This window comes from Alteromonas sp. 5E99-2 (assembly GCF_017368475.1).
GTDB lineage: Bacteria > Pseudomonadota > Gammaproteobacteria > Enterobacterales > Alteromonadaceae > Alteromonas_F.
In genome coordinates this window covers 54263-70038 of the sequence record NZ_JAFNJE010000010.1, presented here as the reverse complement: position 1 = coordinate 70038, position 15776 = coordinate 54263, and the positions used below count along the sequence as shown (strand labels likewise).

The following is a 15776-nucleotide window of genomic DNA, read 5'->3' as shown; positions in this document are numbered from 1 at the left end:
CTTCTTGACTGACTTACGGACTTTTTTACTTAGTTGTTATCATGAGTGTTGTTCAAGCGGTAGAATGTAATTACATCGCCATCACTGTCATCTCCACGATTATTTTGAGTGTATGCACCTAATTTAAAGTACATCCACTCGTCGTCTCTGTCGTAACCGCTACCTAATTCGTTTAAATCAATGGTTGTTCTACCAATTTCTTGGCCATCTTGATCGCCTCGATAAATAGTTACTATGATGTCCTCATCAATGTTTTCTATTTTATATGAGAATAATTCATCAAGTGCGATACCGTTTGAACTATCATCACAACTTTGCCCGTCACCGACTAATGGGAACTCAACGTCGCTTACGTTGCTATTTCGTATTTCACTCTGTGCGTAAATACAACCACGTGTAGCATTAGGCTCTTTTCGATAATATAACCGAACTGGCTCATCATCATCGGCGTGAATTTGGCCAATTATTGTTCTTCCAACATGCACACCGGTACCTGTGGTCGTTACCCTGTTTACTCTGAGCGTAGCGGTAAGTACGCCGTTTCTTCCTCCTGGTTGAGTGGGGGTATTATCTTGAGCATCGGTTGTACCTGAGCCTAAATCTAGATTGGTTGGTTGGTAACCCAATACCCAGTTGTTTTCGTTCAAGCCGATTGTGCTGATGCCGTCTCTACCAGCACGAAGCATTTCGCGAAGTTCTGAGCGAACAAATGATGTACCTGTACTCGTTCGTGCGCCATCTAGTCGTGTAACAAAGCGCATTCCGCCATCAGTATGAGTAAAGAAAAACTCACGAGATTCATCTGTAATTTCGTCCCAGTCATTTTCGCCAAAACGCTGTGATTCACCATCACTAGCAAAGGCAGGCGTATCGATAACCCAATCCGAAAGATCGAAGTTTTCCCATGGCTCAAGGTTTGGATCTAAATTGAACTCTCCTGAATCTGTGTTTCCGTTATCACCACCGTTGTCACCGCCATTATCGGTGCCGTTGTTATCACCATCAACTTCTATGATGCTCCACTGTTGGTTAACGTTGCTATCGCTTGAATTCCATAAGTAGATAACCTGACGTCTGACTGCGCCATTGTTACCGTCGATTGAAAAGCTGACGCCGCGTTTTTTAATACGTACTGTTCCATTTGGAAGGTCAATCAGTTCCCAGTGTTGATTTATATCATCTACATCACATTGGGCTAATCGAATGGCTTGTCGTATCTCACCACCATCGCCGCCATCCCAGCAAAGGTCGGTGTTTGCTTTGCGGTATTGATAGAAGCTATTGTCAATCTGGCTTTCTACCCAATGTTGATTTTCATTATTTTCGTTGGTGTTCCATAGATACAGTTGAATGCCTTCTTGCGCACCACCAGCCCCATCGATAGAAAAACTAAACCCGTTTTTCTCGAATAAGACAGTTCGGGTAGAGTTATCCGTTACAGAACTGTCATTATCGTTGTCATTGTTATTACCTGAATTGTCGTTATTGCCCGCGTTGCTGCCACTGCGACCTGCTGCGCCATAAACTTCAAACTCAGTAATATTGGTAAAATCGGTACCTGCGCTATTTTCAAAGGTTTTTATACGAACTTGGCGCGCGTCCATATCAGTTACGTTGTATGTTTCAATACCATCAGTAGTACCACTGCTGGTTCCAGAGAAAACGAGTGTCCACGAGCCACTTGTTCCTGCACGAGCACGAATTTCAAATCGATAAGTACGTTCGTCACCGCGACCCCAAGCAATACCTACATCATCAATACGTTGCACTGAGCCAAAATCTACAAAAATATTAGTTGGGTCTCCGTCTAGCTCTGCTGCCCAGCGGGAAGAGAAATCAGTATTTCCATCAACAGCATTTTCGGGAGGGAAGTTGGCCGCAGTGCCACCAAAGTCACCAACACTTTCAATTGGAATTGTTTGTGCAATAGCGAGCCCAGCATTAATACTCAATGCGAGTGTACACAAAGTTATAAGGGGTTTAGTCTTTATCATTTCTACTAGCCTTATTGTGGTTTGCTTTAAGTGGTTACCAATTAACATTATTGGTAAGTGGTTTTTGCTTGGTTATTTTGATTTTTATAGGCTTTATTTAACCAAGCTCAACAAACATAACAACCTTTTAACATTATCGCAACAATAGTTGTGGTTATTCTTTAGTCAAGTTAAGTGGAAATTTTTATAAATAATCAGATGTTTAAACGTGTATTAAAAATAAATGGGTAACTTATTGGTTAACCAATATTTAACTATTTGTTAGCAATGTCTTTTTCTTAGTGAGTGTGGTGACAATCTTGAGACGTTTTAATTGTTCTGAACTTAAGTGCTTCTTCAGAATTTTTCAAAAAAGTAATTTTAGTTTTAAATTGAAATTTTATGACTCACTGTCAATACTCTTTATAAAGGACTTATATTTTTTCAGCCTCTATGAAATTACTCATTTTGTTTTTCCTATGTGCTCACCTTTTTTGTAGAGAGGTGCAATCTACTGAGCAGAAGAAACAACTCACGTTTGTTACTGTCGAAAATGTAGTGAAAATGCCTGAGGTGTACGATAAGGTTCGGCAAGCTTATGATTCATTGAATTATCGAGTTGAGTTAATTGAAATGCCTTCTAAGCGAGCGCTTATAGAGGCGAAGCAAAACCATTTTATTGATGGTGATTTAATCCGAGCATCGGCTGCAGAAAATACACTGCCTGATCACATTAAAATTCCCATACCTATATATGTTGCAAAAATTAAGGCATACGTGACCAATGGCGATATAAACATAACAACATGGGAAGATCTGAACCGATATAATCTAGTGACCGTTCGTGGAATTTTGGCTACAAATACAAAATTAACGGACTTAGGCTTTGATTTTAAACTTGTGTCTAATGCACAACAGGCTCTTGATATGGTGAAAAAGGGTAGGGCAGATATTGCTGTAGTGATTGCTGAGTCTATTGAAGATGATAACAATTTCGCCATGCTATCAGAACAATTCCCTTATTCAGCCGTTATTGATGAAAGGCCTTTCTATCATTTTATTCATAAGAAGCATAAGGCACTTGTACCTGAATTAACTGAAGTCTTTAAATTAGTTTTTGCAGATGTGAAGTTCCAAGAATATGAGGATGAAAAATCCCCCCCTGTGCACTAAATGCTTTAATGTAAATCTAACCCAAGACAAGACCCAAATGGTAGGGTATTGTTTATCGTAAATGTTTTGGAATTTTCTACTTAAACAGGATTCAGGTTACTTACGTTATGCAAGGTTTTTTATGGTCTTCACTTGTTTCTCAATCTCCTATATCAAAGGAGTGGGTGCAAGAAGCATTATCCTATTGTTTAGACCACGTTTACTCTATTTTTCCGCAGTCTCAGTGGGCACATTCTTACCGTACATTAACATTTGATGGGTCTAAGCGATGCTACGGCAGCGTAAGTAACTGTGGAAACATCCATATAAACCCGGCATTTCTTGGCACACATGCGCATTCAAAGCTACTTATTACCTTAATACATGAAATTACTCATCTTGTGGTTGGGTTGCGCCACAAACACAATCAGGTATTTAAAGCTAGGTTCAAGCAGTTAAGTCAAGGTCTACAGTGCTCAGATGAAGAGGCCAAGCAAGTACTGGATAATAACGGGTATAAACATAGATTGATTGCCACAGACATGGAAGGAAAAACAATTGATTTAGGAGGGGTGCTAAGGCGCAGTAAAGCGTATATTAACTACCAATACTCTCCGTTGCGGTATCGAAAAGTCAAAGGGCGTGTTATTCAGTCTTTTCATTATGTTGATTACGTATCGTCTGAATATTAAATGATTCATTAGGTGTTAGCTTCGCTATACTTTAGAAATTCAATCTAGGTGTATAGCGAAGCGGAACTTAATTAAGGGTATCGCCTTCTACGAATTTGCTTATCAAGCCATTGAGCGCCAACCTTCATTAGAGCCATACATTTGCGCAACCAAGGTTTCGCCCATGAATATTCGTAACTAAGCAGCCAAAGACCTGGTATAAAAAACAAGAGAGATGGGCCAGGAACAATCAAAAAGATCACTCCTAGCACCATAAACAATGCCCCTGCAAAGGTAAGCATGACTTTCTTAAATGACGCCATTTTAATAAGCTCTTCGTCTAGAGGTTAATGGCGCAAGTAATAAATAAAATATCCAAGCGAACCAAGAAATGAATATGACGGCAAGTATCCATGCTGCTTTTTCACCACCTTCAGAACGTTTAGACACTAGGATCATCACCACTGGAATAAGCCATATAATCGCGCCAAAGAAAAAGCTAAATAAGAAACATAAAATATCCATAATAAAACCCTCTATTGCATTGAAGTTCAGTAACCTTGTATTTACGTTTGCAAAGTGAATGCCATATAAAAGGTTCTTATAAAACAGAGAGTTATGCTTATTTGGTAATAAGTGAGGATGTTGAAATTGGTTGTTTTGACTAATTGTTGGTGAAAAATGTAATGAAATTAAAATGGTTTTTAATTGCTTTAACAAAAAGCCGCTGATTGCAGCGGCTTTGTGTTTAGTGTGTTTTTATCGCGACATAAGTCTTTGTTGCTGAATTAAAAAGCTATTCAACATTTAACAAAAAGTAGTTCTTTTTACCGCGCTGCAACAACACATATTTCTGTGCAATTAAGTCTTTTTCGGTGATCACATAGTCTTCATTGGCTTTTTGTTTATTCACCGACACCGCATTTTCTTTCAATGCTCTTCGTGCATCACTATTGGATTTCAAAAATTCCGTTTTTGCTGATAACGCGCCAATCATATCAAGTCCTTCGGCAAGGTCAGCTTTGCTGATTGTTGCCATAGGGACACCTTCGAATACGTCTAAAAAGGTTTGTTCGTCCAATTGCTGAAGTTCTTCAGAAGTGGATTTTCCAAACAACATATTTGACGCAGCAATGGCTCTTTCTAGCTCGACTTCGCTGTGTACAAAACAGGTGATTTCTTCTGCTAATTTCTTTTGCAAGGCTCGTTGATGAGGCGCTTCTGCGTGTACTTTAATTAATTCATCAATAGTTGGTTTATCTAGAAATGTGAAAATCTTGATGTATTTTTCTGCATCTTCGTCTGACGTGTTTAACCAAAACTGATAGAACTTATAAACGGATGTTTTACTGGCATCAAGCCAGATGTTTCCACCTTCGGTTTTGCCGAATTTAGAGCCATCAGCTTTTGTGATAAGTGGGCATGTCATGGCAAACGCTTTCGCCTCATCAGGTGCACTCATGCGTCGAACAAGTTCGGTTCCGGTAGTAATATTGCCCCATTGATCCGAGCCACCCATTTGCAATAAGCAATTGTGTTCTTTATAAAGGTGATAAAAATCATAGCCTTGTATAAGCTGATAAGTGAATTCAGTAAAGCTCATACCGTTAGTGTTATCACCACTAATGCGCTTTTTAACCGAGTCCTTTGCCATCATATAGTTAACGGTAATACGCTTACCTACATCACGAGCAAATTCAATAAATGAAAAGGTTTTCATCCAATCATAGTTATTAACTATTAAAGGCGCGTTTTCCGCTTTACTGTCAAAATCAAGGAAGCGAGCTAAGGTGCTCTTGATACCCGCAATATTGTTAGCGAGTGTCTCTTCATTTAATAAATTGCGCTCATCAGATTTACCCGATGGGTCGCCAATCATACCTGTAGCACCACCGACTAAGGCTATAGGGCGATGACCGGATTTTTGCAGATGAACCAATAAAATAATTGGAACAAGGCTACCTATATGCAATGAGTCTGACGTTGGGTCAAATCCGATATAAGCTGTTGTCATTTCTTTTTGCAGCTGTTGTTCGGTGCCTTCGATAATGTCGTGCACCATGCCACGCCATGTGAGCTCTGCAATGAGGTTAGTATTCATATATAAATAAGGGTATTGATAAAAACTGAAGGGATATTAAAAGTTAATGCTAATGATAGCAACGATGTTTTACAACTTATCATCAGGGTGACTAACGTTAATGGGAAAAGATGGTCTAGATGTAAATGGAACGGGTTATAATATTGAAAAGAGTTTGAGCGAGAGATTATGCAAAATGTGCTTTAAGACTGCGTGTGCTTAAGATTAAAAGGCTCAAAAAAAGAGTACATAAGTACTCTTTTTTATTTTATAACACTATCTGTTTATTTACTTTTGCGATAGCATCTTATTGCTAATGCTACTAACATTAAAATAGATATAGGAGCTGGTGCTGGAACTTCAGCGATAAAATCAACGCTGCCATTGCGTACATTAAATATATACCTACCATCAATGTCAGAATTGAAACTATTGTCCACTAACGAGTTCACTCCGCCGTCAAGAAATGCACCATTTATGGCTGAACCAGTAAGCTCGAAAGACGTACCTATATCACCACTTCCGTTTGAAAAACCAACCCTTGCAGATGAGCCTCCTAAACCGTTTTCGTCACCATCACTTGCAGTGCCTGTTTCAAATAGTATTTGCTCATAGTTGAACAAAATATCAAAATCACCTGAGCCAATATCAGAGCGATCTACTAACAGTAGCTGAAACGTATTTGTGTTTGATGAACCTGCTCCACCAAAGAAAGCTACATCAATGTAGTTTACACCGAACGCGTTAAAACCATCAAAACTTCCTTCCCCGTAACTAACGGTTCCTCCATTTCTAGTATCAACATCTGCAAAAAATGGCGCAATTATCGATTGCCCTGTTGATGTTAAATCGAACGGAGAAAATGTACTTAACGAACTCTCAAACGTGATGTTACCGTTATTATTTACAAATAACTGGGAAAAGTTAGAATCAAAAAAGTTTAATGAAAAACCGATATCAACTAATCCAGTTGAACCGTCGTCATTCGCCGCAAGTGAATTACTATTAAAGCCATCGACAATCGCGCTAGCATAGGAATTTGTTGCAACAAGAAAAGGTAGTGTTAAAGCAGCAATTAAGTTTTGTAATTTCATTTATTCGTCCCTGTTAAATTAATTCATGCATAAAAAGCACATTTCGTACCATTATAAAAAGTTTATTATTTTCAATAGCTTAATTTTTTTGTGATTATCTTGTGTAAAAAAAACTGACAGGCATAAACGGAAGGCCTCGCAAAATTTCAATCTTTGAAGGGCAACCATACTCGCCATTAAAGAGTGTCTCTTATGGCTATTGTGGCAGGGTCTTATTTTATATACTTTAATCCATGGAAAATTCTTTCCCATGTGCGGTCAAAATAAAGCTTTTGCCAATCTGAAGACAGTGGTTGTTGACTACCCAACATTGCCATCATCATAGGTGAAAGAATTAGGCTGTTAATGATATACATGACTAGATCGTTAGGATCATTTTCTTGGATATTGCCTTGCGCAATAAGCTTTTCCATTAATTCAACAAGGTAATCGGTAATAGCGCTTGGGGCATCTTGAGCTGATTTACCAAAGACACTAGCCTCGGTAAATGCGATACGTTTATATGCAATCAACTGAGGTTCTAAATTTATCTCAAGAAGCCATCGAAAAGAACTTTCTAATTGTTCGAAGGTCGTTCCAGAACTGTGTTTTATCACTTCCTGAAAACGCAGCTCGACTATTTCTCTTTCTCGTACCGCCATTGCTTCAAACAAGTCCAGCTTAGAGGCGAACCTGCGGTAAAATGTATCTTTTCCGATCCCGCATGTTTTGATCACTTGATCAATGGCAGTTCCTGCATAACCACGTTCAGAAAATAGGATCGCCGCTACATCGAGGATCTTATCTCTGGTTTTATCATTTGATTGCAAAAAAGTTGGATTATATTCATTTTTAACCATGCCTTAGTTTAATCCTTCTTACTATCAACTACAAATTCTCTATTTTAAATCGTTGAATATGATAATGATTATCATTATACTGAACGGGACAGTCCCGTCCTGTTGCGGGTTGTGATTAAATAAAATGGCTAGAGGGATAAAAGTGAAAAGACAAGCAGTTAAAGTGAATAAGTCCGCAGTAGTTATCGGTGCTACTTTGATATCGGCATTTTCTATGGCTCAAGAAGGTTCTGATGAATCTAATACTACAAACCTTGAAACGATTACGGTTACCAGTGAACGATATTTAGAAGAGGTTGCAACTAGTGCAACTAAAACTAATACATCAGTCATTGAAACACCACAATCAATTGTCACCATTACCCGAGCCCAAATAGATCATCAAAATTCTCAAACAGTGAGTGAAGCATTGCGATATTCATCGGGTGTGTTGTCTGATGTTGAATCAACATCAAGAAATGACAGTGTATTTTTGCGAGGATTTGGAGGTTTTGGAACGAGTACTACTTTAGTCAGCTTTCTTGATGGTTTAAGGTTGCCACGAGGGCAAGCCTTCGCTCAATTCTCAATTGATCCCTTTTTACTCGATCGAATTGAAATCATAAAAGGTCCGTCTGCTGTATTGTATGGTCAGATAAGCCCTGGAGGGTTAATTAATCAAATTAGCCGCAAGCCTACGTATGAAACAGAAAACACATTACGCGCTGAATTGGGGAGTAATAATAGATATCAAGTTGGTATTACGAGCCGAGGAGCAATAGATGAAGAAGGAAAATTTACTTATTCATTGGCATCTATTGGGCGAAAATCTGGAACGCGTTTTGATAATGTTGATGAGGAAAGAGTTGCTGTTGCGCCTAGCTTAACATGGAACCCAAGCTCGGATACTTCGTTAACTGTTGGCGGGTTTTATTCTTCCGATCCCGAGGGCGGCATCTTCAATTCAGCACTTGCTAGAGATTTAGCACCTGAAGCTTATCGAAGTGCATTAGGCCCTAATCTTAATTTTGGAGACGCTGGTGCTGAAGGGTTTGATAGAGAGCAATATGGCATTGGATACGAACTTGATCATCATTACAACAACATCTCGCTGCACTCTGCGTTACGCTACTCCCATATAGATATAGACTTTGCGGGTGTACAGTTTATTGCACCATTGACAACGGAAGGCTTGCTGCCTCGAGCGGCAATTCAATCGGATGAAAATGCAAAGGGCGTTAATGCCGATAACCGTATACTGGTAAACTTTTCCACTGGAGCGGTCAATCATCAATTCATGGTTGGTGTCGATTATTTGCGTAATACAGCAGATTGGCTTTACAGTTTTGGACAAGCGACATCACTTGATGTAGTTAACCCCGTTTACAACCAGCCAGTAGGTCCTTTTGTCGATATTGTCGATAACAGTCAAACCCAGACACAAACAGGCTTTTACATACAAGATCAGATAGATATTGCAAATTGGCGTTTAACGCTCGGGGCGCGTCATGACTCTGCAGAATTAGAAACCTATGATAATTTTACTGATACCGTTAGCGAACAAAAAGATACAGAAGTAAGTTATAGAGCAGGCCTTCTCTATCTTTTCGATTTTGGGCTTGCGCCTTATATAAGCTATTCAACGTCATTTGAGCCGACAATTGGCGTTGGCGAAGATGGTAACGAATTTCAACCCACTACAGCACGTCAGTTTGAAGCTGGTATTAAATATCAGCCTTCAAAAACATCAATACTTGTAACCTCTTCTATCTTTGATATCGAGCAGGATAACGTTCTTACACCCAGTAGTACGTTTGGATTTAGCGTACAGGATGGAAAAATACGTTCTCGTGGATTGGAGTTTGAAGTACGAGGGAATGTAACTGAAAACTTGGAACTAATTGCGTCATCTACTTGGTTGGATACAGAAGTTACTGAATCATCTGTTCAGTCGGTCGTAGGTAAGCGACCGCAAGCCGTACCTGAACGTTTCGCATCGGTTTGGGCGAGTTACCGTATACCTGTGGGGCCGTTAACTGGCCTAAATGTGGGAGGCGGTGTACGTTATGTATCTGACAGCTATGGAGACGATCTTAATACATTGCGTTCACCTTCTTATACCGTTTTTGATTTAGCGCTGCGCTATAACCTTAAAGAAATTAACCCTTCATGGGACGGTATTGACTTAACTTTCAACGTATCAAACCTCTTTAATAAAGAATATTACACTAGCTGTAGCTTCGATATCTATTGTCAATTTGGAAATCTTAGACAAACCCTTGTTGGGATCAATTATGAGTGGTAATGGGAATAATTTCGCAAGGACAGGTAAATGAAAAATCGCTCTCTCTATATTTGGAACGGGATCCACAAGTGGACAAGCCTCATATGTACATTGTTTCTATTTGTTTTGTGTATAACGGGTTTGCCACTGATTTTTCGCGAAGAAATTGAACAGTTTTTCTACATACCGCCATTTGAAGAAGTGGCTACAGAGGCTTCGGCTCCAACAGTAGACGAGATCATAGCGTCAGCAAAAGCTGAACGGTTGAATGATGTTGTTCAATTTGTTTTTTTAGAAGAAGAGTTTCCTATTATTAGCGTAGCAATGGCAGCAACGGAAGCTACGCCGTTCGAAGAAGGACATATTCAGCCTTTTGATAGTCGAACGGGTGAGATGATAACGCCTTTACCCACAAATAAAGGCTTTTTATTTTGGATGGAAGAAGCTCACATTCGATTCTTTATGGGCTTTCCCGGGACATTGTTTTTAGGAGTAATGGGGATACTATTTTTGGTATCAATTGTTTCAGGTGTTGTTGTTTATGCGCCGTTTATGCGCAATTTAAGGTTCGCAACGGTACGAAAGACTCACAACCCTCGTATTAAGTGGCTCGATTTACACAACATGACGGGGATTGTTACCGCGACATGGTTATTTGTAGTTGGAGCAACAGGTGTATTAAATACATTGGATATCCCCATCGCTGGATTATGGCAAGCGACTGAACTTAAAGAAATGGTCGCCGAATTTGAAGGAGCGCCCTTAGCAGTGAACCTTAGTTCTATTGACAATGCCATTGCAAAGGCGAAAGAAATTTCACCTGGAATGCGTCCATACAGTATTGCTTTTCCAGGCAATAACTTTAGCTCTCCGCAGCATTACGGTATATACATGGTAGGAAATACAGGGCTTACAAAACATTTAATTAAGCCTGTGCTTATTGAAGCAGAAACAGGAGAGTTTACCGCTACACGAGACGTTCCTGTATTAGTAAAAGCTCTGTTTTTATCTAGGCCTCTGCATTTTGGAGATTACGCAGGTCTGCCTTTAAAGTTGATTTGGGCGTTACTCGATATCGTGGCGATCCTCGTACTAGGATCAGGAGTTTATTTGTGGCTGAAACGACGAAAATTGAATATAAACAAGTCAGATTTATTTAGGAATAATTCACATGAAAAACAAACAAACTAAGTGGGGTATTTTTCGCTGGCCTTTTTTACTCTCCGTTACGAGTTTGACAGGTTTGATTAGTGGGCTAACGGGTACTGGAGTTTTAGATGTTGTGTCATGGGTTACATTGGGCGGCTTAATTATAGTGATAACATTGTCTGCTTTTCTATTTTCAACATAAATGCCATACAAAGGTTAGGTGTTGTATGGCAATTAACAAACTTAGATTCATTTAGTGTCGAGCATGTATTTTCATTATTCTATGGTAGACACTTTTATTTCCCGCGTGTCTCCAGATACAGAAAAATAGTCTTTACCTGTGGCTTTTAACTTGTCGGGAACCACAGTGGGAACATGTACACCAGTGTGTTGTTTCGCATTAATCAATTCATCTAAAATGTAATTGCCTTCTGACGAGAAGAAAAACCAGTAAGGTGGGAAAGCGGTATCGGTTTGCTGTTGTTGCCAGTGTTCCTTGAAAGGCAGGTAATGGTCGTCATCTGGGTCTGCGTCACCCATATGCATTACGGTAATGGGGGCTTTGTCGGTATCCTTTAAGGTGACTCTAAACACGATGTTTTCCACATCAGCGCGCTGCGGCCAACCTGCATGAGGAATTCTAACGCCCTCAACAAATAGCGAGTCGACTGTCATCGAGCTTGGCGGTTGTTGGAACTTCAACTCTATCGGATATAGCTGTTTTGCTATTTTTTTTGCTTCGGGTAGCGCATTCACTTGGTTAATGGCTTGTTGTGGTGCGATGAGTTTTGTTGCTGGATAGCGCATTAAATAACGCACTACATCATCAGCGGCAAAGTGGTCGCCATGGGCATGACTAATAATAATGGCATCAATACCATCAAATGGCGGTAATCCGGCAAATACAGCCTTTAATGTTTGTTCTGGTACCAGTTGATATTGGCCAAAGTTTTTGTGGAAAAAGGGGTCGAATAACACCTTAGTTTTGCCGTTTGTAACCAATATAGATGCGTTTGCTAAATAGGTAGACGAAGCATCATGGGCGTTGGCGAAAGTACTGGTAAACAGGTAGCAAAAAATAAATGAGAGTGTGTTTTTCCAAAACTTTTGTTTGGTGTTGATAATTGAACGAGTCATGGCTGCCTAGTGTTTTATACTTTTTTAAAAGTGTAAGGCATTCGGCAAACCATGACCATGATTAACAAGGTTTTAAGTTAGTTACGATGATGTCTATTACTAACTAACTCATCTGTATTTCTTCGGGTATTACGCGCCGGTTGATTATTTGAAGCTGCTTTTTTCTTCTTGTTGCGTTTCTTTTTTGCATCTTCAAATTGTTTTTTGTTTTCAGCGATTAACCGTGATTGAATTTTAGCGGCTTTGCGCTTCTGTTCTAATTCTTTCTGTTTCTTTTTATTGCGTTTCTTTTTCGCATCTTCAAACTGTTTTTTGTTTTCAGCGATTAACCGTGATTTAATTTTAATGGCTTTACGCTGTTGTTCTAATTCTCTTTGTTTCTTCTTTTTACGCAACTGAGCATTACTGTATTGATTTGAATGCCTGTTATCTCGATCACTGTGTCTGCGTTGTTGATGGTTGTAACGATTTGACCAGCGGATGTTTCGAGCATGTGATGATAAGGCAAAAAAGCGAACCTGAGGCCCAAAGGAATAATGACCGCGTTGTACAAAGTGAGCAGGGCGCTTCCAGTTATAAGGGCGGTATCTATGTCCCCAATGGCCAAATACTGCATAGGTATTGTAATAAGGTAAGCAAATAAAGTTAGGGTTAACCGATTGAATAGCAATATAGGAATGATGGTCGGTAACATGTACAAGGTTGTTACTGGTTAGGTGTCCGTACTCCCTTGCTTCATAACGCAATTGTTGTATGGCATCGAACACCTGATGTTCATGGTGAGAATAGGCATAACCTAAATCATCTAACCACCTAGAATCTCTGCTTAACGTTGATAATAAATCAGGAAAAGACAATAAAGCCCTTACACTGGGATCCCAGCGTTTTGATTTCGAATAACCAATTAATTCATTCGGCCCATAGTTGCGGTGTCTGCGCACCCAACGGTTCGCGTCGGTGACTTGTCTAGGGTAGGTCGATGCAATTAAAACGTGATTGAGTAATTCATCAGGGTATAACGCAATAGGGGCAAGCAAAGACACCAATTCAGCTTGTTCATTAGTTAATTTTTCGGTACTGGCGTGGCTAGCATGAGCAGTGTGAATAGCGCCCATATTCGCCACAATTGCGAATGTGCATAATGCGATCAAGCGTGTAAAGTTCTGCATAAGTTTGACTCTAATCAAGAGAATGTAGAACTAAAGTAAAGCACCCTGTATTAACAATAACTGAACTGAAAATAACCGCTTAGTTTATGATGCTTTAATTCCTTTGACGCTACGGGTAATCGTTGAAAAATCGAATCTTTTATTGTTGGGGATCAACAGTAACAACAGGGATATGCCAACAGGAACAAAGGTTGCGAGTAAAAACGACTCAAACAAAAATTCAATTGGACCACCGGGCTTTGGAAAATACAATAAACCTGCTATTAACCCACCTACAATACTGATTAAGGCTTGGTAACTTTGGTAGCGAGTATTATAAAAACCAAAAAATACTGGGAAAGTTGCCGCACAACACAATAGGTCAGATAACAAAAACAAGTAAAGAATACTGTAGCCTTTAGATGCAACGAATAGTGCAAGAGCAGAGATCACTACAATTAAACAACGAGACGTAAGCACCAGTTTTTTATGGCTAAGGGCTGGGAATAGTCTGTGAAGATCAACAATAAATAAACTGTGAAAACCACTGATGGTGGAATCTGCACTACTCATTATAAGGGCAAGACCAAAGACTATCATACCGACCAACAACCAATATGGGGCATTGTCTAGTACGACGCTAAACATAGCGGTAGAGCTTGAACCTGGCAAAGACAACCCCACAAAGGCTAAACCAAACAAACCAAAGGCAACAATAATCGGAAAGCTAATCAAACCACTGATTAAAAAGCCATTGCGAACCGCGGTATCGTCTTTCGCAGAAAAAATACGCTGCCAAGTTCCCTGGTAAAACAAACCTGTTAAGCAAACTGCTAAGAAAAAGGTGACACCGGTTTCCACACCATTTGTGTCAAAGGGATTAAGTAGTTGCGGCGCTTTTTCTTTTAAACCTGCAAGGGTAGGGGCTATACCACCTGTTGCCTGCCAACCTAAAACCAGCATTAAAATGATAAAGGGCAATATTACAAACATCTGAATACGATCGGTGAAAATAGTCACCTTTAAGCCACCGTAAATCGTATAAAGCAATGTAGACAAGATAACAACTGAAGCGGTGATCCAAAGTGGAACGGGGGCAATTAAAGCCACCGTTTGCGCAATCCCCGTAAGCCCGGCAGACAAACCAATAAACAAATAAACCAGCATGATCACCAGAACAAAAATATACACACTGTTACCGTAACGCGCTCTTACAAATTCGGTGAGTGTGTGGCCCGAAGGCATAATGGATCGAATTCGTCGACCTAGCGGGATCATAACTAAATTAGGGGCTAAGGTACCTAGGGCATAGCCAAAAATGGCCGCTATTCCGCCCCATGTCGCTGTTTCTGCAGGTCCAAATAGTACCCAAGTTCCCATAGTCGTGGCTAATAGGGTTAGGGTAGTGGCATTACTACTTTGGCTATTTCTAGCAACAATGAAGTTTTCAATTCCGTCTTGATGGCGGCGGGCAAACATAAAGCCAGCCACCGCAAAAATAACGGCAAATAAGCTAAGCCAAAAAAGTGTGGTGTGTATGGTAAGCACAAAAAATTCCTAAATTAACGTCTATAACCCAGCTCTTAGGCCCATGCCCCAAAAGGCTGATTCAAGTTCGGTGGCCTTAGTGAAGCGTTCTTGCATTTTATCCCAGCGAGGGCTTTGTGTTGGGTTTTCGCCAACACGAGTTGCAATGGCTAAATCAACCAAACGACCTACTTCAACACAGACTTGTTGAAATTTATCACCGCAATAGGTGTTGATCCATTTTTCATAAGGGTGCCCAGAATAAACTAAACCTTTCAATCTTAACCCAATTTCACCGTAGCCAAATGCACAGGGTGCTAAAGCTAAAATTAGGTCCAAAAAGTCACCTTGCATGCCTGAATCCAAAACGTACCGAGTATACGCAATCGTTTCCATTTCTTCTTTGGCATTAAACAATTCTGTTTCACTAATCCCTTGGGCTTCGCAGGTTTTAATATGTAAGGAAAACTCATGATTGATCAGTGAATCTACGGTTGCCGCGCACAAACGCATTTCCTCGGGAGATTCCGCTTTTACTACACCCAAGGCCCACGCTCGTGCGTAGTGAACTAGATAAACATAATCTTGCACCATGTACTGTAGGAAAGACGCTTGAGGTAAAGACCCGTCAGCTAACCCTTTTACAAAATCATGCTGAATATAGGCTTCCCACTGGGGTAAGCAACCTTGGCGCATTAATGCGAATGTGTTTCCGTAGTTAGGTATGTCTGTTGTCATAGTTA

The 15776-nt window shown here is 40.0% G+C and carries 15 protein-coding genes; 5 read left to right on the top strand and 10 right to left on the bottom strand.

Annotated elements, in window-relative coordinates:
- Positions 1–29 precede the first annotated feature (29 nt).
- Positions 30–1994: a polysaccharide lyase family 7 protein gene (locus J3L16_RS11395; protein WP_207613108.1), complete on the bottom strand. Its 1965-nt coding sequence runs from the start codon at positions 1992–1994 to the stop codon at positions 30–32.
- Positions 1995–2426: 432 nt separating this feature from the next.
- On the opposite strand from J3L16_RS11395, the gene J3L16_RS11390 reads away from it, so the two are divergent.
- Positions 2427–3146: a transporter substrate-binding domain-containing protein gene (locus J3L16_RS11390; protein WP_207613107.1), complete on the top strand. Its 720-nt coding sequence runs from the start codon at positions 2427–2429 to the stop codon at positions 3144–3146.
- A gap of 107 nt (positions 3147–3253) precedes the next feature.
- Complete coding sequence (locus tag J3L16_RS11385) at positions 3254–3817, top strand: hypothetical protein (protein WP_207613106.1); 564 nt, start codon at positions 3254–3256, stop codon at positions 3815–3817.
- 71 nt (positions 3818–3888) lie between these two features.
- Here J3L16_RS11385 and J3L16_RS11380 read toward each other — a convergent pair whose 3' ends face one another.
- From J3L16_RS11380 to J3L16_RS11360, 5 genes are all read right to left on the bottom strand, one after another.
- On the bottom strand, positions 3889–4119 hold the full coding sequence (locus J3L16_RS11380) for a PGPGW domain-containing protein (RefSeq protein ID WP_207613105.1): 231 nt from the start codon (positions 4117–4119) through the stop codon (positions 3889–3891).
- A gap of 1 nt (position 4120) precedes the next feature.
- Positions 4121–4321, bottom strand: coding sequence for a PLDc N-terminal domain-containing protein (locus tag J3L16_RS11375; protein WP_207613104.1), 201 nt, complete (start codon positions 4319–4321; stop codon positions 4121–4123).
- A 271-nt stretch (positions 4322–4592) separates the two neighbouring features.
- The gene (gene tyrS, locus J3L16_RS11370) at positions 4593–5897 is read right to left on the bottom strand and encodes a tyrosine--tRNA ligase (RefSeq protein ID WP_207613103.1); all 1305 of its coding nucleotides are present in this window, start codon (positions 5895–5897) and stop codon (positions 4593–4595) included.
- A gap of 263 nt (positions 5898–6160) precedes the next feature.
- A complete protein-coding gene (locus tag J3L16_RS11365) occupies positions 6161–6970 on the bottom strand; it encodes a nidogen-like domain-containing protein (protein WP_207613102.1) in 810 nt (269 codons plus the stop codon).
- A gap of 212 nt (positions 6971–7182) precedes the next feature.
- The gene (locus J3L16_RS11360; RefSeq protein ID WP_207613101.1) at positions 7183–7779 is read right to left on the bottom strand and encodes a TetR/AcrR family transcriptional regulator; all 597 of its coding nucleotides are present in this window, start codon (positions 7777–7779) and stop codon (positions 7183–7185) included.
- A gap of 172 nt (positions 7780–7951) precedes the next feature.
- On the opposite strand from J3L16_RS11360, the gene J3L16_RS11355 reads away from it, so the two are divergent.
- The 3 genes from J3L16_RS11355 to J3L16_RS11345 are packed head-to-tail and all read left to right on the top strand — an operon-like array spanning position 7952 to position 11423.
- Positions 7952–10093, top strand: a complete 2142-nt coding sequence (locus tag J3L16_RS11355; protein WP_207613100.1) for a TonB-dependent siderophore receptor — start codon at positions 7952–7954, stop codon at positions 10091–10093.
- A gap of 27 nt (positions 10094–10120) precedes the next feature.
- Positions 10121–11263: a PepSY domain-containing protein gene (locus J3L16_RS11350; protein WP_207613099.1), complete on the top strand. Its 1143-nt coding sequence runs from the start codon at positions 10121–10123 to the stop codon at positions 11261–11263.
- Positions 11244–11423, top strand: coding sequence for a hypothetical protein (locus J3L16_RS11345; protein ID WP_207613098.1), 180 nt, complete (start codon positions 11244–11246; stop codon positions 11421–11423). The genes J3L16_RS11350 and J3L16_RS11345 overlap by 20 nt, the downstream gene beginning before the upstream one ends.
- 74 nt (positions 11424–11497) lie before the next feature.
- Here J3L16_RS11345 and J3L16_RS11340 read toward each other — a convergent pair whose 3' ends face one another.
- From J3L16_RS11340 to tenA, 4 genes are all read right to left on the bottom strand, one after another.
- Positions 11498–12358: an MBL fold metallo-hydrolase gene (locus J3L16_RS11340; RefSeq protein WP_207613097.1), complete on the bottom strand. Its 861-nt coding sequence runs from the start codon at positions 12356–12358 to the stop codon at positions 11498–11500.
- 77 nt (positions 12359–12435) lie between these two features.
- Entirely contained in the window at positions 12436–13527 is a 1092-nt protein-coding gene (locus J3L16_RS11335; protein WP_207613096.1) for a DUF3300 domain-containing protein, read from the bottom strand.
- 84 nt (positions 13528–13611) lie between these two features.
- A complete protein-coding gene (locus tag J3L16_RS11330) occupies positions 13612–15054 on the bottom strand; it encodes a sodium:solute symporter (protein WP_207613095.1) in 1443 nt (480 codons plus the stop codon).
- 21 nt (positions 15055–15075) lie between these two features.
- Positions 15076–15771, bottom strand: coding sequence for a thiaminase II (gene tenA, locus J3L16_RS11325; RefSeq protein WP_207613094.1), 696 nt, complete (start codon positions 15769–15771; stop codon positions 15076–15078).
- Between the last annotated feature and the right edge of the window lie 5 nt (positions 15772–15776).